We start from the raw sequence: 19,575 nt of genomic DNA, 5'->3' as shown, positions 1-19,575 counted from the left end.
CCTGCCGCCTTAGAGCCCGTATCGGCTCCACAATGCCTTTTCTTCGAGGCTTGCGGCAAGCCCGGAAGCAGCACCCGCAGCCAATTGCGCTGCGTCTGCGTCACCGAGGACGACGCCCGGGACCCGGCGCCCGAAGATCGTGCGGGCGCTACCGATCAGTTCCAGCTTGGCGTCCTTGCCGTAACGGCGCTTGATGACATCGCGCATTTCGCCAAGCCCATCGATCAGCCCGAGGTCGAGGCCGCGCTGGCCGCTCCAGAACAGGCCGGAGAAGATCGTCGTGTCGTCGGCCAGGCGTTCACCGCGCCGCATCTTGACCATGTCGATGAAGACCTTGTGGATCTCGAGCTGCAGCGACTTCAGGTATTCGACGTCGCCTTCCTTCTCAGGCTGGAAGGGATCGAGGATGACCTTGTTTTCGCCAGCGGTGTAGACGCGCCGCTCTACGCCCATCTTGCGCAGGAGTTCGGGGAAACCGAAACCACCCGAGACGACGCCGATCGAGCCGACGATCGAGGTAGGGTCGGCGAAGATCTCGTCGCCGGCGAGCGCGATCATGTAGCCGCCCGAGGCCGCCACATCCTCGACAAAGACGAGGACTTTCTTGTTCTTCTCTTCGGCAAGCGCGCGGATGCGCTGGAAGATGAGGCGCGACTGTACGGGTGAGCCGCCCGGAGAATTGATCGAAAGCGCGACAACCGGCGTCTCCTTGTTGGAGAAGGCCTTTTCCAGCATCGGCGCCACATTCGCGAGGCTCAACGTCGGCTTGAACTGGCTTCCGCCCGTCATGATTGCGCCGTGCAACCGGACTACGGGGACTACCATCCCCTTCTTGCGGAACTTTTTGGGCATCAACCTCTTCAAGAACGCGGCCATTTTCTTCCTTTTTCCGTGCGAGCCGCCTCAGCATGTATGTGCGGATTCCTCAAACGCAATGGCTTTGCCCGACGCCAGCAGAATATCGGATCGAAATCTTGTTGCGAATGACTAGCATTATCATTTGAAAAGAACATATTGATGTCACCAAAGATCATGCGAGGCCGTGGAATGGACATGCGAGGTTCGGGAACAGACGGAGGATGGCGCCTTAGCCGAGGCGAAGCGTCCTTGTCTGATGTCCACGGCACGGTCGATGTCGCCCGCCATAGCTCCAAACTGCGCCGCATCGCCGCGTTTGCCGGTCCCGGATACCTGGTGGCGGTCGGCTACATGGATCCCGGCAACTGGGCGACCTCGCTCGCCGGCGGCTCGAAGTTCGGTTATGCGCTGCTTGCTGTCGCGCTCCTATCCAACCTGATGGCGATTGTGTTGCAGTCGCTCTGTGCGCGGCTTGCGATCGCTTCCGGCCGCGACCTGGCGCAGGCTTGTCGCGACGCGTTCCCGAAATGGATTGCGGTGCCGCTCTGGGCGCTGGCGGAAATTGCCATCATCGCCACGGATATTGCCGAGGTCATCGGAACGGCCATCGGGCTCAAGCTGATCTTCGGCATTCCTCTCGAGCTTGGCGTGCTGATCACCGCGCTCGACGTCTTCATCATTCTCTACCTGCAAAGGCTCGGCTTCCGCTGGGTGGAAGCCTTCATCATCACGCTGCTTGGCGTGATAGCGCTCTGCTTCGGCATCCAGATCTTCCTTGCCGACCCGGATTGGGGCGGCGTGATCCGCGGGTTCCTACCCTCCACCGAGATCGTCACCGATCCGGAGATGCTCTACCTCGCGCTCGGAATCCTTGGTGCAACTGTGATGCCGCATAACCTCTACCTGCATTCCGGCATCGTGCAGACCCGCAAATACGGGCAGACGCTGCCGGAGAAACGGGAAGCCCTGACTTTTGCGACGGTCGACTCGACCGTGGCCCTGACCTTCGCGCTGCTGATCAACGCCTCGATCCTCATCCTGGCCGCAGCGGCTTTCAACGGCACGGGGCAGACGGAGGTGGCCGACCTCGGGGAGGCACATTCGCTGCTTGCACCGCTGCTCGGCATGGCGATCGCCCCCACCCTCTTCGGCATCGCGCTTCTCTGTTGCGGCCTGAACTCGACGGTAACGGCAACGCTTGCCGGTCAGATCGTCATGGAAGGCTTCCTGAAAATGAAGCTGCAGCCATGGCTGCGCCGGCTGATCACCCGGGCCATCGCCATCATTCCGGCAGGCTTCGTCGCAATCTGGTATGGCGACGCAGGCACGGCTGAACTGTTGATCCTGACGCAGGTCGTGCTCAGCCTTCAGTTGTCGTTTGCCGTCTTCCCGCTGGTGATGTTTACCGCCAGCAAGGCGAAGATGGGCGAGCTTGTTGCGCCACGCTGGTTATCCGCCATCGCCTGGGCCATTGCAGTGGCTATCGCCGGCCTTAACGTGAAGCTTGTGATGGACTTCGTCTTGGGCTGAGCCGGGAATAAGCGGCGCGACCGTTGTTCAGGTCATCCACGAATGGCGCAAAGGCATGACCGTCCGGCCCATGGACCACGAGCGGCGCCCGGAAGGTCAGCCGCGCCCGGGACCCCTTGATGGCGGTAAGCAACAGCCGCGTGGCACTCTCATCTGGCCGCGGATGAAGCAGGGTTATCTCCAGCCCGCCGAATCGCTTGCCGCAGGCCTGGATGATCTCGGCCACCGATTGCGGCCGGGCAATCAGGGACAATTGGCCGCCAGGCTTCATGATTGCACCCGCGGTGCGGATCCAGGTCTCGAACAGGTTCTCCGTCATCGCATGTGCATCCGCTTTCAGGGCATCCGGCGTCTTGCGGTCGGAGGCGTCGTTGAACGGCGGGTTCATGATGACGTGGTCGTAGATCTCATCCAGCAGGCCGGCGGCGATACGCGGTTTGCCCGTCAGTGTCACGTCCGCTTCAATCACGTGAACGCGGTCCTTCAGCAATGCGTTTTCGGGTAGCTCCAGCGAACGACGCGCGTAGTCTGCCATCAGCGGCGACCGTTCGATCAGGTCGATCCGCGCGCTTGGCAGCCGCGATCCGACCGCAAGGCCTGCCGCACCGGCGCCTGCGCCAAGATCAGCCACATGGATCGGCTTGTCGTCCGCCACCAGCGCAGCCAGCAGCATGGCATCGACACCGGAGCGGTGTCCTCCCCCCTTCGGCTGCATCACATGGAAGGCGCCCCGATGAAAGGCATCCACGGTGAAGGTTTTGCTCATGACTTGCGCTGCGGCCTCAGTTCCGCCTCGAGCCCGGCATCCTTCAGGATGCGCCTCGCCTCGTCGGCCCGGTCTTCCTCCACCAGGAAACGGCGGGGCAGCAAGCCGAGCGACCCTTCGAGCACGCTCATGGACTGATCCGCCACCATGCTGTGGATACCAGCGTCCTTCATCAGGCTCTCGGCCAGCGACAAGACCACGATATCGTTCGTGCGGATGATTTCCTGCATGCGGGATGCTCCTTAAACGTCGCAGGGCGCGATTTGCCCTTGCCGCCCTATACGCGGCTTTCTATTGTCCTTGGAAAAATTCGATAGGAGTCCTGACCGTTGGGCGTCGTCATACCGCTTGAAGAAGGCAAAAACAAACACGCTTCCGTCAAACCCCTGGTGGACCTCACCAAGGGCGACATGGAGCGCGTGAACCAGCTCATTCTCTCCAAGGCAGGTTCCGACGTCCAGATGATACCGGAAGTGGCGAACCACCTGATCTCGTCAGGCGGCAAGCGGCTGCGGCCGATGCTGACGCTCGCCTCTGCCACGCTGTTCGGCTATCGCGGCGAAGCGCATGTGAAGCTCGCGACCAGCGTCGAGTTCATGCACACCGCCACCCTGCTGCACGACGACGTCGTGGATGAAAGCGACCTTCGTCGCGGCAAGTCGACCGCGCGGACGATCTGGGGCAACCAGGCGAGCGTACTTGTCGGCGACTTCCTGCTCGGCCAGGCCTTCAAGATGATGGTCGAAGTCGGCTCGCTCGAAGCGCTCGACGTGCTCGCATCCGCCGCGGCCGTGATTGCCGAAGGCGAAGTGCTGCAGCTTTCGGTCGCCAAGAACATGGAAACGACCGAAGACGATTATCTTTCGGTCATTCGCGCCAAGACGGCCGCGCTGTTTGCCGCTGCGGCCGAAGTAGGCCCGATCATCGCCAATGCCGACAAGGGTGCGCGCGCGGCGATGAAGTCCTACGGCCTGAACCTTGGTTATGCCTTCCAGCTGGTCGACGACGCGCTCGATTACGGTGGCAAGGCTGCCGATCTCGGCAAGAATGTCGGCGACGACTTCCGCGAAGGCAAGATCACGCTTCCGGTCATCCTGGCTTATCGCCGGGGCACCGAAGACGAGCGCGCCTTCTGGCGCCAGTCAATCGAACAGGGTGAGAGCAGCGAGGAAAATCTCGAAAAGGCGCTCGGCCTCATCACCAAGTATGGCGCGCTCAACGACACGATCGGCCGCGCCCTGCATTACGGCACGATCGCCCGCGATGCACTCGCGCCGCTGCCGACCTCGCCGCTGAAGTCCGCCCTGCTGGAAGTCATCGACTTCTCGATCCAGCGTGTGAACTGAGAGAGCCTTCGGCCTCAACGGAATGTGACGGCATCGCGGGCCCTGCGGTGCCGGAGATTTCCTTGCGGACGTGCTTCAAAAAAGCCATTCTGTTCATGAATCAATGAGCTACCAAGCCCCGGTTCGTCGGCGGCACACGGCTCTACATGAAAGGCAATTCGATGCGGCGGAATTCCAGCCTCCTTCTGCTCTCAAGTGCAGCACTCGCGGCCGTTCTGACATTCGGAGGCCTCGCCAGTGCTGCGACGCCGGAGGCAAAACCGGACAAAGAGGAAGTGACCGAGTTCGGTCCCGGCGACATCAACTCCTTTTCCGGCGCGTTCCTCGCTGCCCGTACTGCCGATGTCGACCATGATTACCCAACTGCCATTGCGCTTTACCGCAAGGCGCTGAGCTTCGATGCCGCCAATCTTGAAATCCGCGAACGGCTGATGATCTCGCTGTTACTCAATGGCGATTTCGAGGACGGCCTGAAGGAAGCCGAGAACCTGAAGGGTGACGGCTCGGTAGAGCGGATCACCAAGATCGTCCGCGGCCTGGATGCGCTGCGCCACAAGAAGTTCGAGACCGCCAAGAAGATCCTCGCCTACAAGGGCCCGAACGATCTCGATCGGTTGACCCACCAGTTGCTCGGCGCCTGGGCCGATGTCGGCGCCGGCAAGGCCAAGCAGGCGATGTCGACCGTCTCCGGCCTCAAGGGTCCGGCATGGTACAAGGTCTTTACCGACTATCATCTGGGTGCCATGGCCCTGGTTGCCGGCGACACGGCCGCTGCCCGGCGGCACCTGAACGATGCCGTGACCAACAAGGAAGCCATTGCCACCGCGCCGGATACGTTCATCCGCGCCGTGATGGCGCTGGCGCGGCTGGAAGCGGCTGCCGGCAACAAGCAGAAGGCGCTCGACGCGATTTCCGTCGGTGACACGGCGGTTGCGAACTATGCACCGCTGAAGGCGCTTCGCCAAAGCATTGAAAAGGGCGAGAAGCCCGCCCAGCAGGTGACGACCGCGGCCGAAGGTGCGGCCGGCGTGCTGTTTTCCATCGGCGGCGCGCTGAACCGCCAGGGCGCCGAGGACATGGTATCGCTCTACCTGCAGGTTTCCCATGCGCTGGACCCGAACAGCCCGGATACGCTGATCCTGCTCGGCGGCCTCGCCGAAAAGCTTGAAAAGCCGGAGCGCGCCATCGAGCTTTATTCCCGCGTGCCGGCTGATTCGCCGATGCGCCGGGTTTCCGAACTGCAGCTTGGCCTGGCCCTTTCCACCACCGGCAAGGTGGAAGAAGCCAAGGAGCACCTGAAGGCGCTGATCGCGTTCGATCCGTCGGACCTGCGCAGCTACATCGCTTATGGCAGCGTCTTGTCCGAGGCCAAGGACTTCAAGGCCATGGCGGAGAATTACGACAAGGCGGTCGAGAAGATCGGTCCCGTGCCGCGCCCGTCGGACTGGACCGTGTTCTTCCAGCGCGGCATTGCCTATGAGCGCCTGAAGCAGTGGGACAAGGCAGAGCCGAACTTCCGTCGCGCATTGGAGCTTAATCCGGAACAGCCGCAGGTACTGAACTATCTCGGCTATTCGCTTGTCGACATGAGCAAGAACCTCGAAGAGGGCCTGGACATGATCAAGCGGGCCGTCGATGCGCGGCCGGATGATGGTTACATCGTCGATTCGCTCGGCTGGGCCTATTATCGCATGGGCAAGTTTGAGGAGGCCGTGACGGAGCTCGAACGCGCCGTGCAACTGCGGGCGAGCGACGCGACCATCAACGACCACCTGGGCGACGCCTATTGGCGGGTCGGCCGCAAGCTCGAAGCGGTCTACCAGTGGAACCGGGCACTGATCTCGGAAGGCGAAGACATCAACCGCGAGCAGGTCAAGGAAAAGATCGAGAAGGGCCTGGCGCCGCTTGATCCGAACGCGACGACTGCCGATCGCAGCCAGACCGAGCCTGCGCCTCCCGTTGCACCGGCGCCCGCTGCTCCGGACAAGAAGTCCTGATGCTCTTCAATAACTTGAACCAGGAAAGGCCCGCCCAGAAGGCGGGCTTTTTTGAACTGGCGCCTGCGAAGATCAACCTGGCCCTGCATGTCGTGGGGCAAAGGGCTGACGGTTATCACCTGCTTGAGACGATCGTGACCTTCGCGGACAAAGGCGATCGCCTTCATCTTGAACCCGCTGAAGCCGACAGCTTTCGTGTTTCCGGTCGCTTCGGGCATCTGCTCCAATCCGTGGATGCCGCGCAAAACCTTGTGCTGAGGGCCCGGGACCGTCTGCGGCAGGCTTTGCAAGACATGGGGCATGAGGCGTCGCCCGTGGCGCTGCATCTGGAAAAGGACCTGCCGGTCGCGGCGGGCATCGGCGGTGGGTCTGCCGACGCAGCCGCGGCGATCCGCGGGCTGCTTCGCCTCTGGAATGTTGAGCTTGAGGAGGCCGAGCTTGCGACGCTGGCACTTTCACTCGGGGCGGACGTGCCCATGTGCCTCAAGGGCGAGCCGCTGCTGGCCAGCGGGATCGGCGAGGAGATGATGCCTCTTCCAACGCTTCCGTCCCTTGCGATGGTGCTGGGAAATCCGCTGGTTGGTGTTTCAACGCCCGAAATCTTCCGACGCCTGCCGAACAAGAACAATGATCCGATCGGCCCACTCGATGGCGACTGGATGGATCTTCTCCGCCGGCTGCGCAATGATCTTGAGCCGCCGGCGCGTTTGCTTGTTTCAGAGGTTGAGCAGCTCTCGGCCGAGATAAAGGCCGAGGGCGCGTTGCTGACGCGGATGTCGGGTTCGGGCGCGACCTGTTTCGGAATATTCCGCGATGCCGAGGCTGCAGAACACGCCGCCAAAAACCTCGCGGCCAAGCGGCTTGGCTGGTATTTTCAGGCCGTGCAGACGGTCGGCGCGTAAACCAAAGGAGCGATCATGAGCCGGATTGATGAAAACCGCCCCTTCATCCCCGTCGGAATTGCCGTGCTGACGGTGTCGGACACCCGCACCCTCGCCGACGACCGCTCCGGCGATACGCTCGTCGCGCGAATCACCGAGGCCGGGCATGAGGTGAAGGCGCGGGCGATCGTTCCGGACGACAAGGAAAAGATCGCATCCCAGGTGCGCGATTGGACGCTGGATCCGGAGATCGACGTGGTGATCACCACCGGCGGCACGGGCTTTACCGGCCGCGACGTGACGCCGGAAGCGCTTGAACCACTGTTCGAGAAGCGGATGGACGGTTTTTCGGAAGTCTTCCACCGCATTTCCTATGACAAGATTGGCACCTCGACCATCCAGTCGCGTGCCACCGGTGGCGTGGCCAATGCCACCTTCATCTTCGTGCTCCCCGGCTCGCCGGGCGCCTGCAAGGACGCGTGGGATGGCATCCTGAAGGCGCAGCTCGATTACCGGCACATGCCATGCAACTTCATCGAGATCATGCCGCGGCTGGACGAACACTTGCGCCGCAGCGGCAAGTAATCAGCGCGCGGCAGCGACCCAGGCAGGGATCAACTCGCTCTTGAGCTTGAGCGGCTTGACGTCCTTCGCCAACGCTTCCAGCCCCCTGCCCGCCTCGGCCTTTGCGGTCGCCATGGATTTGGACAAGAGCAGCCCCTGTTCAAGCGGCGTCGCCTTGCGGGTGATCCGCTGCAGCAATGGCCGGCGATAGTTCCGCGCTGGCGAAAAGCGCGCCGGTCGACGGTTGAGCGCCAGATATTCCAGCACTTCTTCGATCCAGCCGGCTTGCAGGCGCGCGCCCGGCTCGAGGAGCAGCAACCATTCGCCGCGAGCCTCTTTCAGCACCGATGGGAGATCCCACCCAGTGTGGAAGCGGCAGCCCGCGGCATCTGCCACGCGCGAAGAACCATCGGTGGAGCCGTGATCCAGAACGATCACGTCGCTGACGAGGCCCTCGACGGCGCCGGAGACAAGCACCGACAGCGTCTGGGCCAGTTCCGATTCCTGATTTCGGCATTCCATGAGGACCGTGAGCATCCTATTGCTCTACTGCATCGCACAACCGAACGCCAGTTTGTTCCAGAAGTTTGTTCTTGCATTGTTCTCCTTTCGGCGCTACGAATCCAGCATCAGGTTTGGAGGCGTGCCTCCAGGAGTGTCCCATGAACGAGCTGTCCCAACTGCGGCAGGCCGCTTTCGCGCCTGCCCATACGGCTGATATTGCCGATGCGATGGTCCAGGCCACAGGCCTGAGAGTTGACGTCGACCGCCGGCGTGGTCGTGGCGCGGGCTTGAACCCGACCGGTCGTTTCGAGGGCGAGCGGCGCGAAGCCTTTGACGATGGCTGGCAGACGCTTGAGGAACTCGAGCCGTTCAAGACGGATGTGCAGGTCGAAAAGCCACGCACGGCCATTACCCGCAACGAGTCGCCCGACGTTTCCTTCGACCGTTCCATCAATCCCTATCGCGGCTGCGAGCACGGCTGCATCTATTGCTTTGCCCGCCCGACCCACAGCTATATGGGCCTGTCTCCGGGACTTGATTTCGAGGCAAAGCTGTTCGCCAAGCCGGACGTGCCAAAACTTCTGGAACGCGAACTCAGCAAGCCGGATTACAAGGTGCGGGCGATCGCGATCGGCACGAACACCGATCCTTACCAGCCAATCGAGCGCGAATGGCGCGTCATGCGGCAGATTCTCGAAGTGCTGCAGAAGGCAAACCATCCCGTTGCCATCGTGACAAAGTCTGCACTGATCACCCGTGACATCGACATCCTGTCGGACATGGCGTCGAAAGGACTCGTGAAGGTTGGGATTTCGGTGACGACACTCGACCGGAAACTGGCCCGCACGATGGAGCCTCGCGCTTCCACGCCGCCCAAGCGGCTCGACGCGATCAAGGCGCTGACCGACGCGGGCATTCCGACGGGCGTGCTGCTGGCTCCGGTCATCCCAGCGCTCAATGATCACGAGATCGAGCGCATTCTGGAGGCGGGACATGCTGCGGGCGCCACCGAGGCAAGCTACGTGCTGTTGCGCCTTCCGCTGGAGGTCAGCCCCCTCTTCCGCGACTGGCTGCTGCAGAACTACCCCAACCGCTACCGCCACGTGATGTCACTCGTCCGTTCGATGCGCGGCGGCAAGGATTACGATGCGGAGTTCGGCAAGCGGATGAAGGGCGCTGGTCCCTATGCCTGGCAGATTGGCCGCCGGTTTGAGATGGCAACCAAGCGGCTGGGGATGACGCGGCGCGGTCTGCCGTTGCGTGACGATATCTTCGTGCGGCCAGACGGTGGAGGCATCCAGTTGTCGCTGCTCTGACAGACAAGCTGTCACGGCCGCACTCCTAATTCTCGGTTTCGACGCGCTCGTCCTGTTCCGCGTCGGAAACACCCCGGTTCCACCGCCGCCCCTCGGTGGAGAGCGATGCCGCACTCGCCCCGCCGGGGGTTGCAGGAGGTCGGGTCGACGTGCGAGGTTGCCGCCATGTTGCCTCGCACGTCACCCGATTCTCTTTCACTTTTCGAAGACATTCCGCTCGTTCCTGATTTCAGCCTGGAGCTTCAGGCGCGCAATGCAGGCCATTGGCCGGTAGCGGGCACGGACGAGGCCGGGCGCGGCCCGCTTGCCGGTCCGGTGGTGGCCGCCGCGGTCATTCTCGACCCGAACAACATCCCGGACGGCCTCAACGATTCCAAACAACTGACGGCCAACCAGCGCGAGACACTGTTCGAAGCCATCATGGCCACGGCAGAAGTCTCGATCGCGGCGTCTGGCCCGCGCCATATCGACGAGCGCAACATCCTGCGTGCGAGCCTTGACGCCATGCGACGCGCAGTAGCGGGCCTGGCAGTGACGCCGTCTTATGTCCTTGCGGATGGTCGTGACGTTCCGCAGGGCCTCTGCTGCGCCGGCAAGGCCGTCATCCAGGGTGACGCCCGGTCGCTGTCGATTGCTGCCGCCTCCATCATCGCCAAGGTGACCCGAGATCGCATGATGACCCGGGCGCATATCGTGTTTCCCGGGTACGGCTTTGCGAGCCATGCCGGTTACGGCACGCCGCAGCACCGCGCCGGCATCGAGAAGCACGGGCCCTGCGTGCTGCACCGCATGAGCTTCCGGCCGCTGCGCAAGGATGTTCTACCGGAAAGCTAGGCGCCAGCCGAAGGGCGCCCCGACGCGTCACCATTCAACAGCGCAACAAAAAAGGCCGGGCAAAACCCGGCCTTTGAATTTTGTCTGGTTGCTCGAGATCAGTTCAGACGGGTCTGAACGCTTCCGACGGCATCCTTGAACAGCGCGTCCTGCGTGGCGCTGTCGGCCTTTGCTGCGATCACCTTTTCCGCAGCAGCGACGGCGAGGTCAACGGCTGCGGCGCGAACGGCACCGATGGCGTCGGCTTCCGCCTGGCGGATCTTCTGCTCGGAAAGCGCGTTGCGGCGAGCGACGAATTCTTCCGTCTTCACGCGTGCTTCTTCCGTCAGCGCAGCGGCTTCGCGTTCTGCAGCAGCCACGATCTGTGCGGCCTCGGCTTCTGCTTCCTTGCGCTTGCGCTGGTATTCAGCAAGCAGGCCCTGGGCTTCTTCACGCAGGCGACGTGCTTCGTCGAGTTCCTGGCGGATGTTGGCCGCGCGCTCGTCGAGCGACTTGGCCATCATGCCCGGAACCTTCAGGTAGATAACGAGCGCCAGGAAGAGAATGAGGCCAACGAGTGCGAAAAATGTTGCATCGAATGCCATGATGATCAGGCTCCCGTCTTCGCGGCTGCAACGGCAGCCTTGATGTCGTCGCCCGTCGCCTTCGCACCGATCAACTGATCGACGATGGCGGACGCGGTTTCTTCTGCGATCTGGCCAACTTCGGCAAATGCCTGAGCCTTGATCTCGGCGATGCGCGTTTCGGCAGCCGAGAGCTTTTCGCTGAGTTCAGCTTCGATCGCGGCGCGGTCGGCAGCAGCCTTGGTCTTGGCTTCTTCGCGAGCGCTTTCAGCAATCGCGTTGCCCTTCGCACGGGCAGCAGCCAGTTCACGCTCATAGGTCTCGACAGCGGCATCAGCCTCTGCCTTGAGGCGAGCAGCCTCATCGAGATCCTGTGCGATCCGGTCGTGGCGGTGTTCGAGAATGCCACCGACGCGGGGAACGATGACCTTCTTCATCAGAAGATAGAAGAGGCCAAAGGTGATGACGAGCCAAAGCAACTGCGACGCGAAGTGCGTCGAGTCGAAAGGCGGGAAAACGCCGCCACCGTGCTCTGCCTCGTGGGCAACGCCGGTTTCGGTATGCACTTCGCCAGCGGGCGCTGCATTCTGGTCAGTAGCGGCCGGCGCGGTTTGCGCATATGCCGAGGTCACGAACATCATCACCTCCAGGTGTAGTCTAAATGCGAAAGATCACGGCGCGCTGTTTTGAAGCGGCCGCGATCCCAATCCCTGGTCAGGTCTTATACTGCGTAGAGCAGCAGGAGAGCGATGAGCAGCGAGAAGATGCCCAGAGCTTCCGTAACGGCGAAGCCGAATACCAGGCGGCCGAACTGGCTGTCAGCGGCAGACGGGTTGCGCAGGGCGCCCGACAGGTAGTTGCCGAAGATGTTGCCGAGGCCGAGGGCCGTACCGGCCATGCCAAAGCAAGCCAGACCTGCACCGATGAACTTTGCTGCTTCCGCTTCCATGAGAAACTCCTTCGAAATGGTTGTTGCGGCTGTAGACTGACGCCTAGGACGCCAATGTCGTTATCCTTAGTGCCCGCCAGGATGGACCGCGTCGTTGAGGTACATGCAAGTCAGCACCGCAAAGACATAGGCCTGGAGGAAGGCGACGAGGAATTCGAGACCGGTCAGAGCGACGGTCATGATGAGAGGCAGGATCGCGCCACCTACGCCAAGCGCACCGAGGGCACCAAGCGAGGTTACGAAGCCTGCGAAGACCTTGAGCGTGATGTGGCCGGCCAGCATGTTCGCGAAAAGACGAACCGAGAGCGACACAGGGCGGGAAAGGAACGAGATGACTTCGATGGCAACAACCAGCGGCAGGAGCGCGCCGGGAACGCCGCTCGGAACGAAGAGCTGCAGGAAATGCAGGCCATGCTTGTAGAAGCCGTAGACAACGACGGTGCCGATGACGAGGAGCGCCAGGGCAAAGGTCACGATGATCTGGCTCGTCACCGTGTAGAAGTACGGGAACATGCCGAGCAGGTTTGCCGTCAGCACGAACATGAAGAGGGAGAACACAAGCGGGAAGAACTTCATGCCCTGGCTGCCAGCGCCTTCGCGCAACATGCCGGCGATGAATTCATAGGACATTTCCGCGACGGACTGGGCACGACCGGGGATCAGGCCACGCTGCGAAGTCGCGAAATACAGGAAGCCGGCAGCGCAAGCGACCGTGGCAACCATGAAGAGCGATGCGTTCGTAAAGGAAAAGTCGATGCCGCCGATCTCGATCGGAACGATCTTGCTGATCTGGAACTGATGGATCGGATCGTTTGCCACCGTCTACCTCTTATCCTTCGCCGCTCGCCGCGGCTCGCTTCTTATTCGCGTACGCAGGGCTTCAAGAGCCGTCGCGCTTCTTATCCTTAGCTTCCTGCTGAGCGAAAGGGGACGGAGCCACTTTTCCCACAGCGCGAAGCACATTCAGAACGCCAGCACCAAAGCCAAGAAGAAGAAAGACGATCATCCCCCATGGCGACGTGCCGGCAAAACGGTCGAGCAGAAAGCCTAGAACGGCGCCAACAGCCACTGCAGAGATGAATTCGGAGGAAATCTTGAAGCCAAGGGCCATGCCCTTCCGGCTTTCTTCAGATTGCGCGTCCCGCTTCGCCTCGGCAGCATCTTCGGCCTTCCTTTCCGCAAGAGCTGCAGAAAGGCGCCTCCGGCGCTCTTCCAGACTTTCGTTTCGGTCGTCCGTCATGCGCTTCCTCCCCTGCCGGTCTCTTCGTCAACCGGCGGACTGCCCTAAAAGTGCAGCCAGCGTGGGATTTTGCGCCTTCAGGCCCGTTTTCAAGTCGCGCGCAACATAGTTTTGCCCGTTCTCATAGTCAAGGCGTTCAAGCCTCTCCACAAGCGGTTAATTAATTCAGACGAATCAATAGCTTATTTGGCCTACAACCGCGGCTGGGTAAAACTGTCGCGGGAATCGCACGCTTATCGCCAAGGCCGGCGCCTCAACTCCAGCCACCGCCATAGGTGCGGTAGAAGACATGCAGGCCGATGCGCCCGACCTTCTTCATCGTGCGCGCCCAGTTGGGGCGCACATAGGTGGCGTGGTAGTGCGTCGCCGATCCCACCTCGGGCAGCCAGATCTTGCCCGCCGTCACCGCCATCGCCACTTCCTTCGCCACCTTCCAGTGTTCCTGCGAGCGGATGCGGTCCTTGATGTTGTCGCAGGCAAAGGAGAACTGGCAGCGGTTGCGCCAGTCTTCGTTCTGGTAAACCACATCGCAGATGGTGCCCGGATAAGACGGGTTGCGGACACGATTGAGAATGACCTGCGCCACGGCTGCCTGGCCGCGCACCGATTCCCCCCTCGCCTCGAAGTAAATACCGGACGCCAGGCACTGCTGCTGCTTGGCGGTAAACGACTCGGGCGGCAGCGGCGTCGCGGCCCAGGCGTGGTCATCCGGGCTGATCGGTGGAATGAAGCGGCCGGGCTTCTGCTTGTCGGCGAGGATCGCGTCAAACGGGGACTGCTTGGAGAAATCTGGCGCCGGCGGGGCATAGGCGGTCGCCAGCACATCGGCTGTGTCATTATTAACGAGGCTTGCCACCATCGGCAGCATGTCGTCTTCCGGCTTCGACGTCTCGTCCTTGCGGAAATAGAAGGCAGCCAGTTCCACTTCCGTGTCTTCCACGTCGACCTTGGCGAAGGCCGTCAACTCGGTTGCTTCATCCACGGGCGCAACGAGCGAGCTGTGCCGCTCCAGAATCGACCCGGCCGAAAAGGCCCGCGGCGGCAGCACGGGTTCGACGGCAACGATGCGGCCCTTCTTGGCGCCGCGCGTCACGCGATCCTCGTCGGGCGTCGCTTCGGTAGGACCGTCCTTCTCGTCGACAAGCGCGATCTTCTGGCCGTTCGGCAGTTGAAGGCCGGCATTGCCGGACACGGCAGTTCGCACGCCGGGGAATGCAAGCGATGCCTGATGGATGGATCCCGCCGGTGAATCGGTCAGCACCATCCGCCACTGGTCGGCGGCACCGAACCCGCTCAGGAGGTCGCTCAGGTCGCCATGCGCAGGCGCAGACGGAAAAACAAGCCAGGAAGCAAGGCCGAAGACGGCCGGGGAGGTCCAACCCTTGATCCGGCCGAGGCTGATCGACCGAACGGGGGACCTGCGACGCAGTACGCTCTTCGCACGCAAAACCATCAACTCCACAAGGCACTAAAGACCTCATGAAAATCACTCATTAACCTTGATGAGCGGTTAACGCCTGCCAGATAAGGGCTTGGAACATCCGCATTTTTAGCATCTTCACATCAATGTTAGTGGGCGCTCCTCAGATGATCACATGCGAGCCGAGCTCGACGACGCGGTTGGCCGGCAGGCGGAAGTAGTCGGACGGATCGGTTGCGGTATTGGCCATGGCGATGAACAGCCGATCCTGCCACATCGGCATGCCGGAGGCGGCATCCGGCACCAGCTTGCGGCGGCCAAGGTAGAAGGACGTCGACATGATGTCGAACTTGAAGCCGGTCTTCCTCAGGTAAGCGAGCGCCTGTGAGACATTGTGCGACTGCATGAAGCCGAAGCGCAGTTCCACGCGCGTGAAGCGATCGGACAGCTTCTCGATCCTGTAGCGATCTTCCAGCGCGACGCGCGGCTTGTTCACCGTCACGATCGTCAGGATGACGTTCTTCTCATGCAGGACATGGTTGTGCTTGATGTTGTGCAGCAGTGCTGCCGGCGCGGTCTCCGGATCGCTGGTCAGGAAGATCGCGACGCCCGGCACTGATACGGGCGCATGGTCGCTCTTCTTCTCCACCATCGGGATAAAGGTTTCGAGCGGCACGTCGATACGGCGGGTCTTTTCGAACAGGATCGCGGTGCCCCGCTTCCAGGTCCACATGACGATGGTGAAGATGATGGCGATCATCACCGGCACCCAGCCGCCGTCATGGACTTTCAGAAGATTGGCGCAAAGGAAGATCAGTTCCAGCGCCAGCAGTGGCGAAAGAACGGCGATCGCCAGGGTCTGCGGCCATTTCCACCTCAGGCGCACGAACTCGAACGCCATCAGGGTCGTCACCACCATCGCACCGGTGACCGAGATACCATAGGCGGTGGCAAGTGACTCGGAGCTTCCGAAGCCCAGCACCAGTGCGATCACGCCGATAAGCAACAGCGTGTTGACCGATGGCAGGAAGATCTGCCCCGTGTTGGTCTCGGAGGTGAACAGGATCTGCATCCGCGGCAGGTAACCGAGGTGGATGCCCTGGCGCACAAGCGAGAAGGCACCGGTGATGACGGCCTGGCTGGCGATGATGGTCGCTGCCGTCGCCAGGATGACGACCGGAAGCAACGCCCAGTTTGGGAACATCAGATAAAAGGGGTCGGACATGGCATCCGGGTGCTTCAGCACCAGAGCCCCCTGCCCGAGATAGTTCAGCGTCAACGCCGGAAACACCAGCACGAACCACGCCCACTGGATCGGCCGGCGGCCGAAATGGCCGAGATCGGCGTAAAGCGCCTCGGCACCCGTCACCGTCAGGAAGACCGCACCCAGCACCACAATGCCCACGAAGCTTTCGTGCAGCATGAATTCGAGTGCATGCCAAGGATTGAAGGCGGACAGGATGCCGTAGTCATCCGAGATATGGATGATGCCGCCCGCTCCCATGACGATGAACCAGACCGCAGTGATTGGGCCGAAGAAGCGCGAGACGAGTCCAGTCCCCTTGGACTGGATTGCAAACAGCACAATCAGGATGACGACCGAGATCGGCAGGATCGCGTCCGTCAAGCCCGGCGCGACGAGCTTGACGCCCTCGACGGCCGACAGCACCGACAGCGCCGGCGTGATCATGGCATCGCCAAGAAACAGCGCGGCCCCGACAAGCCCGAGCAGCATCAGCAGCGCACGGTGGCCGGCGGCCGACTTCGTCAGCAGCGCCAGAAGCGAGAGCGTGCCGCCCTCCCCGTCATTGTCGGCGCGCAGCAGGAAGAGCACGTATTTGAAGGTCACGATGATGGTCAGCGTCCAGATCATCAGCGAGATCAGGCCGACGATCTCGAGCCGGGTGACGCCATCATGGGCGATCGGCTTCAGGGCCTCGCGGAATGCATAAAGGGGGCTCGTGCCTATGTCGCCATAAACGACACCGACGGACCCCAAGGCGAGCGCGAAGAGCCCCTGCGCCTTGGCAGGGGCGGCATGAATTTCTGCGGGATGACCCATAAGGGTGCCTGGCCTGCTAGAGCCAGCCTTTCCAACGGAAGATGATGAAGGGAATGATTGCGGACATCAGCATCGCAACAAGCGCGAGCGGATATCCGAGATGCCAGTTCAACTCCGGCATGAAATGGAAGTTCATGCCATAGATGGATGCGACAAGCGTCGGCGGCAAGAAGACCACCGAGGCGATCGAGAAAATCTTGATGATGGCGTTCTGCTCGACATTGATGAGGCCGAGCGAGGCGTCGAGCAGGAACGAGATATTGCCCGCAACGAAGGACGCATGTTCCGACAGCGTTTCGACGTCATGGGCAACGGTGGCGCACAAGCTGCTGTCGCCCTTGTCCGCCTGCATGTGCGGCACATTCATCAGGAAGGTCAGGAGACGGGACAGCGAACCGAGGCTGTCGCGCACCTTGGCCACCAACCGGTGGGCTTCGGCGATCTTGGCAAGCTTGCTTTCAAGATAATGAGGCGGGCGGCGCTTGCCCCGGTCGCGGAAGATGTCGGTCGACAACTTGTCGATATGGTCGACAGTGTGCTCGAGGATCTCCGCCGTGCGGTCCGCGATGGTTTCGAGCAGGCGGGCAAGCAGCGTCGTCCCGTCCCGTTTTCCCTCCGGCACCCGCCCGAGTGCTGCGATGAACAGTTGGAAGCTCTTCGGTTCGGCGTAGCGCACCGTCACCAGCCGGTTCCCGGAGAGGATAAAGGCGACATCCGTCAGGTGCGGGTCTTCGCTATCGGCGCGGTAGACCAACGACGCAGTCATGAACACCGAGTTACTCTGTATATAAAGACGGCTGGAAGGCTCGATGTCCTTCAATTCATCCCGGGTTGGGATCGGGATGCCCAGAAGACCTTCAACAAAAGCGTCTTCCTGTGGTGTTGGCTCCACGAGATCGAGCCAGACGATGTCGTCCCGAAGCGGCTGCGGCACTTCAGTCGGCACAAGTTCAGTCGTTGTGCCGTCGGCGCTATAGGCGTTGATCAAGCATTGTCTCCGGCCGAAACCCGTCGGCCTTGAACGGGGAAGGCAGGCTTGCGTTCCGTCCACCTGGACGAAAGCCCGCTGGCCTGCGGCACGCGGCTATAATTACAGGCTTTGTCATAATCAAGTGGGGCATCGCGTGGCCTTTCACAGGCATATCTCGGGTGCAGCGGACCAGCACGATAGCAGGCGGGCGTATACTTTCTTTCAGCAGAGGCCGCAGAACGCGGCCCCCTCTATTCGAAGACGATCGCCGGCGCCTTGCGCGGCGTGCGCTCCTGCAGTTGCGACCAGACCTTTGCGGCAATGTCGCGGTAGATCTGGGCAGACGCGCCCTCGGGATCCGAAGCAACGACCGGCGTGCCTGCGTCGGAGCGCTCGCGGATATCGATTGTCAGCGGCACTTCGCCAAGGAATGGCACGCCGATCCGGTCCGCCTCGCCGCGCGCACCACCATGACCGAAGATGTCGTAACGTTTGCCGGTATCGGGAGCGAGGAAGTAGCTCATGTTCTCGATGATGCCGAGCAACGGCACCTCGACCTTGCGGAACATGGCGATGCCTTTGCGCGCATCGATGAGCGCGAGATCCTGCGGCGTCGAGACGATCACAGCACCGGCCAGCGGCACCTGCTGGGCCATGGTCAACTGGGCGTCGCCGGTGCCCGGCGGCATGTCGACGACGAGAACATCAAGCTCTCCCCAGGCAACCTCGCGCAACATCTGCATGAGGGCCGACTGCACCATCGGCCCGCGCCAGATCATCGCGGTTTCCTCATCCACCAGGAAGCCCATCGACATGGCCTTCAGCCCGTAGTTCTCCATCGGCTTGATGATGCGGTTTTCGATCTGCTGCGGGCGGCCGGAAATCTTCAGGAGCCGCGGAACGGACGGACCGTAGATGTCGGCGTCCAGGATACCGACGCGAAGGCCATTTGCCTGCAGCCCGAGCGCCAGGTTGACGGCGGTCGTCGACTTGCCGACGCCCCCCTTGCCCGAGGCAACTGCGATGATCGCGCCGACGCCTGGAACACCAGCTTTTTCCCGCTGCGCAGGTGCTCCCGGAGCCGCTTGGCTGTGGCCATGGGCATGACCGTGGCTATGTCCCTGCGCGGCCGGCCGTTGCTGTGGTCGCGTGGCAGGCGCGGCCTCACCGGCCTTGCGGTCGGCGGTCAATGTTACCAATGCGCCCGTGACGCCAGGGATTGCCTTGACGCTGCGTTCGGCCGCAGATCGCAATGGCTCCAGGTCGTTAGCCCGCGCCGCCGGTACGGTAATGGAGAAGTAAACCTTGTTGTCGGAGATGAAGATGTCCGACACCATGCCCAGCGAGACGATGTCGCCTTCCAGATCGGGCCCCCGGACCTTGCCCAGAACCGAGAGAACCTGTTCCTTCGTTACACCCGACATTTCACCACTCCCGAGCATGCGCCCTGCCGCTCGAAAAGCTCAAGCGGTTCCAGCCGGCTATATAGGAGTTCGGGTTTGCCGAGGGCAAGAAGGATAAAGCCGCCCGTCGGCAGCCAGCAGGCGCACGGAACGGACGGCTTCCTTCTTGATCGCGCCTCTTTGTGCGCCTTTCAGTCCCCTCTGGACCTGACGTGTAGGTAAGCACAAAATATGCCAAGCTGGAAGATGGCTCGCATGCACAAGCATTCCGATGCTCTCTTTTACGTGCCGAAGATTGCAGCGCAGCATGATGTTATTTTTGAAGCAGTTATTGCTGCTTTTGGCACACGCCCCTGCCGCGTTTTTACGCAG

Annotated in this window: 20 protein-coding genes; 7 read left to right on the top strand and 13 right to left on the bottom strand. The window is 61.8% G+C overall.

Going from position 1 to position 19,575, the window contains the following annotated elements; translation table 11 throughout:
- Positions 1-9: 9 nt before the first annotated feature.
- The gene (locus CYG48_RS01875) at positions 10-876 is read right to left on the bottom strand and encodes a S49 family peptidase (RefSeq protein ID WP_118848833.1); all 867 of its coding nucleotides are present in this window, start codon (positions 874-876) and stop codon (positions 10-12) included.
- A 171-nt stretch (positions 877-1,047) separates the two neighbouring features.
- On the opposite strand from CYG48_RS01875, the gene CYG48_RS01870 reads away from it, so the two are divergent.
- Entirely contained in the window at positions 1,048-2,388 is a 1,341-nt protein-coding gene (locus CYG48_RS01870) for an Nramp family divalent metal transporter (RefSeq protein ID WP_118848832.1), read from the top strand.
- Here the strand turns inward: CYG48_RS01870 and CYG48_RS01865 are convergent.
- Positions 2,351-3,154 carry a tRNA1(Val) (adenine(37)-N6)-methyltransferase gene (locus CYG48_RS01865; protein ID WP_118848831.1) on the bottom strand — a complete coding sequence of 268 codons (804 nt, stop codon included), beginning with the start codon at positions 3,152-3,154 and terminating at the stop codon, positions 2,351-2,353. The two genes, CYG48_RS01870 and CYG48_RS01865, sit on opposite strands and share 38 nt — an antisense overlap.
- Positions 3,151-3,384 (bottom strand): putative signal transducing protein, encoded by a 234-nt coding sequence (locus tag CYG48_RS01860; protein WP_118848830.1) that lies wholly within the window; start codon positions 3,382-3,384, stop codon positions 3,151-3,153. Before CYG48_RS01860 ends, CYG48_RS01865 begins: the two co-directional genes overlap by 4 nt.
- A 99-nt stretch (positions 3,385-3,483) precedes the next feature.
- On the opposite strand from CYG48_RS01860, the gene CYG48_RS01855 reads away from it, so the two are divergent.
- The 4 genes from CYG48_RS01855 (at position 3,484) to moaB (ending at position 7,963) form a co-directional block, all read left to right on the top strand.
- Positions 3,484-4,500 (top strand): polyprenyl synthetase family protein, encoded by a 1,017-nt coding sequence (locus CYG48_RS01855; protein ID WP_118848829.1) that lies wholly within the window; start codon positions 3,484-3,486, stop codon positions 4,498-4,500.
- Between the two features lie 161 nt (positions 4,501-4,661).
- Positions 4,662-6,497 (top strand): tetratricopeptide repeat protein, encoded by a 1,836-nt coding sequence (locus tag CYG48_RS01850; RefSeq protein ID WP_118851429.1) that lies wholly within the window; start codon positions 4,662-4,664, stop codon positions 6,495-6,497.
- Positions 6,497-7,399, top strand: a complete 903-nt coding sequence (locus CYG48_RS01845; protein WP_118848828.1) for a 4-(cytidine 5'-diphospho)-2-C-methyl-D-erythritol kinase — start codon at positions 6,497-6,499, stop codon at positions 7,397-7,399. Before CYG48_RS01850 ends, CYG48_RS01845 begins: the two co-directional genes overlap by 1 nt.
- 15 nt (positions 7,400-7,414) lie before the next feature.
- Positions 7,415-7,963, top strand: a complete 549-nt coding sequence (gene moaB / locus CYG48_RS01840) for a molybdenum cofactor biosynthesis protein B (protein ID WP_118848827.1) — start codon at positions 7,415-7,417, stop codon at positions 7,961-7,963.
- On the opposite strand, the gene CYG48_RS01835 is transcribed toward moaB, so the two are convergent.
- A complete protein-coding gene (locus CYG48_RS01835; protein WP_118848826.1) occupies positions 7,964-8,479 on the bottom strand; it encodes a glycosyl transferase in 516 nt (171 codons plus the stop codon).
- Positions 8,480-8,604: 125 nt separating this feature from the next.
- On the opposite strand from CYG48_RS01835, the gene CYG48_RS01830 reads away from it, so the two are divergent.
- Together CYG48_RS01830 and CYG48_RS01825 are read left to right on the top strand one after the other, a co-directional pair.
- Positions 8,605-9,762, top strand: coding sequence for a PA0069 family radical SAM protein (locus tag CYG48_RS01830; RefSeq protein ID WP_118848825.1), 1,158 nt, complete (start codon positions 8,605-8,607; stop codon positions 9,760-9,762).
- A 165-nt stretch (positions 9,763-9,927) separates the two neighbouring features.
- Entirely contained in the window at positions 9,928-10,596 is a 669-nt protein-coding gene (locus CYG48_RS01825; RefSeq protein ID WP_118848824.1) for a ribonuclease HII, read from the top strand.
- A 98-nt stretch (positions 10,597-10,694) separates the two neighbouring features.
- Here the strand turns inward: CYG48_RS01825 and CYG48_RS01820 are convergent, their stop codons facing one another.
- The 9 genes from CYG48_RS01820 to apbC all read right to left on the bottom strand — a co-directional run bounded on the left by CYG48_RS01820 (position 10,695) and on the right by apbC (position 19,224).
- Positions 10,695-11,180: a F0F1 ATP synthase subunit B gene (locus CYG48_RS01820; protein WP_118848823.1), complete on the bottom strand. Its 486-nt coding sequence runs from the start codon at positions 11,178-11,180 to the stop codon at positions 10,695-10,697.
- Between the two features lie 5 nt (positions 11,181-11,185).
- The gene (locus tag CYG48_RS01815; RefSeq protein WP_118848822.1) at positions 11,186-11,797 is read right to left on the bottom strand and encodes a F0F1 ATP synthase subunit B; all 612 of its coding nucleotides are present in this window, start codon (positions 11,795-11,797) and stop codon (positions 11,186-11,188) included.
- An 83-nt stretch (positions 11,798-11,880) separates the two neighbouring features.
- The gene (locus tag CYG48_RS01810; RefSeq protein WP_037158317.1) at positions 11,881-12,108 is read right to left on the bottom strand and encodes a F0F1 ATP synthase subunit C; all 228 of its coding nucleotides are present in this window, start codon (positions 12,106-12,108) and stop codon (positions 11,881-11,883) included.
- A gap of 66 nt (positions 12,109-12,174) precedes the next feature.
- Positions 12,175-12,927, bottom strand: a complete 753-nt coding sequence (locus CYG48_RS01805; protein ID WP_118848821.1) for a F0F1 ATP synthase subunit A — start codon at positions 12,925-12,927, stop codon at positions 12,175-12,177.
- Between the two features lie 61 nt (positions 12,928-12,988).
- On the bottom strand, positions 12,989-13,348 hold the full coding sequence (locus tag CYG48_RS01800; RefSeq protein WP_118848820.1) for an AtpZ/AtpI family protein: 360 nt from the start codon (positions 13,346-13,348) through the stop codon (positions 12,989-12,991).
- Between the two features lie 253 nt (positions 13,349-13,601).
- Complete coding sequence (locus tag CYG48_RS01795; protein WP_118848819.1) at positions 13,602-14,801, bottom strand: cell wall hydrolase; 1,200 nt, start codon at positions 14,799-14,801, stop codon at positions 13,602-13,604.
- 130 nt (positions 14,802-14,931) lie between these two features.
- Positions 14,932-16,830, bottom strand: a complete 1,899-nt coding sequence (locus CYG48_RS01790; protein ID WP_118848818.1) for a potassium transporter Kup — start codon at positions 16,828-16,830, stop codon at positions 14,932-14,934.
- 16 nt (positions 16,831-16,846) lie between these two features.
- Positions 16,847-17,818, bottom strand: a complete 972-nt coding sequence (locus CYG48_RS01785) for a magnesium transporter CorA family protein (RefSeq protein ID WP_118848817.1) — start codon at positions 17,816-17,818, stop codon at positions 16,847-16,849.
- A 233-nt stretch (positions 17,819-18,051) separates the two neighbouring features.
- Positions 18,052-19,224 (bottom strand): iron-sulfur cluster carrier protein ApbC, encoded by a 1,173-nt coding sequence (apbC, locus tag CYG48_RS01780; protein WP_118848816.1) that lies wholly within the window; start codon positions 19,222-19,224, stop codon positions 18,052-18,054.
- Positions 19,225-19,575: the final 351 nt, after the last annotated feature.

Source organism: Neorhizobium sp. SOG26 (assembly GCF_003491345.1).
GTDB lineage: Bacteria > Pseudomonadota > Alphaproteobacteria > Rhizobiales > Rhizobiaceae > Neorhizobium > Neorhizobium turbinariae.
The sequence above is the reverse complement of the archived record's forward strand: the minus strand, read 5'-3'. Positions and strand labels throughout refer to the sequence as shown.

What these genes read in the sequence shown, in the direction of transcription:
- CYG48_RS01875 (WP_118848833.1), bottom strand. Translation starts at nt 876, where the DNA reads ATGGCCGCGTTCTTGAAGAGGTTGATGCCCAAAAAGTTCCGCAAGAAG.
- CYG48_RS01870 (WP_118848832.1), top strand. Translation starts at nt 1,048, where the DNA reads ATGGACATGCGAGGTTCGGGAACAGACGGAGGATGGCGCCTTAGCCGA.
- CYG48_RS01865 (WP_118848831.1), bottom strand. Translation starts at nt 3,154, where the DNA reads ATGAGCAAAACCTTCACCGTGGATGCCTTTCATCGGGGCGCCTTCCAT.
- CYG48_RS01860 (WP_118848830.1), bottom strand. Translation starts at nt 3,384, where the DNA reads ATGCAGGAAATCATCCGCACGAACGATATCGTGGTCTTGTCGCTGGCC.
- CYG48_RS01850 (WP_118851429.1), top strand. Translation starts at nt 4,662, where the DNA reads ATGCGGCGGAATTCCAGCCTCCTTCTGCTCTCAAGTGCAGCACTCGCG.
- CYG48_RS01845 (WP_118848828.1), top strand. Translation starts at nt 6,497, where the DNA reads ATGCTCTTCAATAACTTGAACCAGGAAAGGCCCGCCCAGAAGGCGGGC.
- moaB (WP_118848827.1), top strand. Translation starts at nt 7,415, where the DNA reads ATGAGCCGGATTGATGAAAACCGCCCCTTCATCCCCGTCGGAATTGCC.
- CYG48_RS01835 (WP_118848826.1), bottom strand. Translation starts at nt 8,479, where the DNA reads ATGCTCACGGTCCTCATGGAATGCCGAAATCAGGAATCGGAACTGGCC.
- CYG48_RS01830 (WP_118848825.1), top strand. Translation starts at nt 8,605, where the DNA reads ATGAACGAGCTGTCCCAACTGCGGCAGGCCGCTTTCGCGCCTGCCCAT.
- CYG48_RS01825 (WP_118848824.1), top strand. Translation starts at nt 9,928, where the DNA reads ATGTTGCCTCGCACGTCACCCGATTCTCTTTCACTTTTCGAAGACATT.
- CYG48_RS01820 (WP_118848823.1), bottom strand. Translation starts at nt 11,180, where the DNA reads ATGGCATTCGATGCAACATTTTTCGCACTCGTTGGCCTCATTCTCTTC.
- CYG48_RS01815 (WP_118848822.1), bottom strand. Translation starts at nt 11,797, where the DNA reads ATGTTCGTGACCTCGGCATATGCGCAAACCGCGCCGGCCGCTACTGAC.
- CYG48_RS01810 (WP_037158317.1), bottom strand. Translation starts at nt 12,108, where the DNA reads ATGGAAGCGGAAGCAGCAAAGTTCATCGGTGCAGGTCTGGCTTGCTTT.
- CYG48_RS01800 (WP_118848820.1), bottom strand. Translation starts at nt 13,348, where the DNA reads ATGACGGACGACCGAAACGAAAGTCTGGAAGAGCGCCGGAGGCGCCTT.
- CYG48_RS01795 (WP_118848819.1), bottom strand. Translation starts at nt 14,801, where the DNA reads ATGGTTTTGCGTGCGAAGAGCGTACTGCGTCGCAGGTCCCCCGTTCGG.
- CYG48_RS01790 (WP_118848818.1), bottom strand. Translation starts at nt 16,830, where the DNA reads ATGGGTCATCCCGCAGAAATTCATGCCGCCCCTGCCAAGGCGCAGGGG.
- apbC (WP_118848816.1), bottom strand. Translation starts at nt 19,224, where the DNA reads ATGTCGGGTGTAACGAAGGAACAGGTTCTCTCGGTTCTGGGCAAGGTC.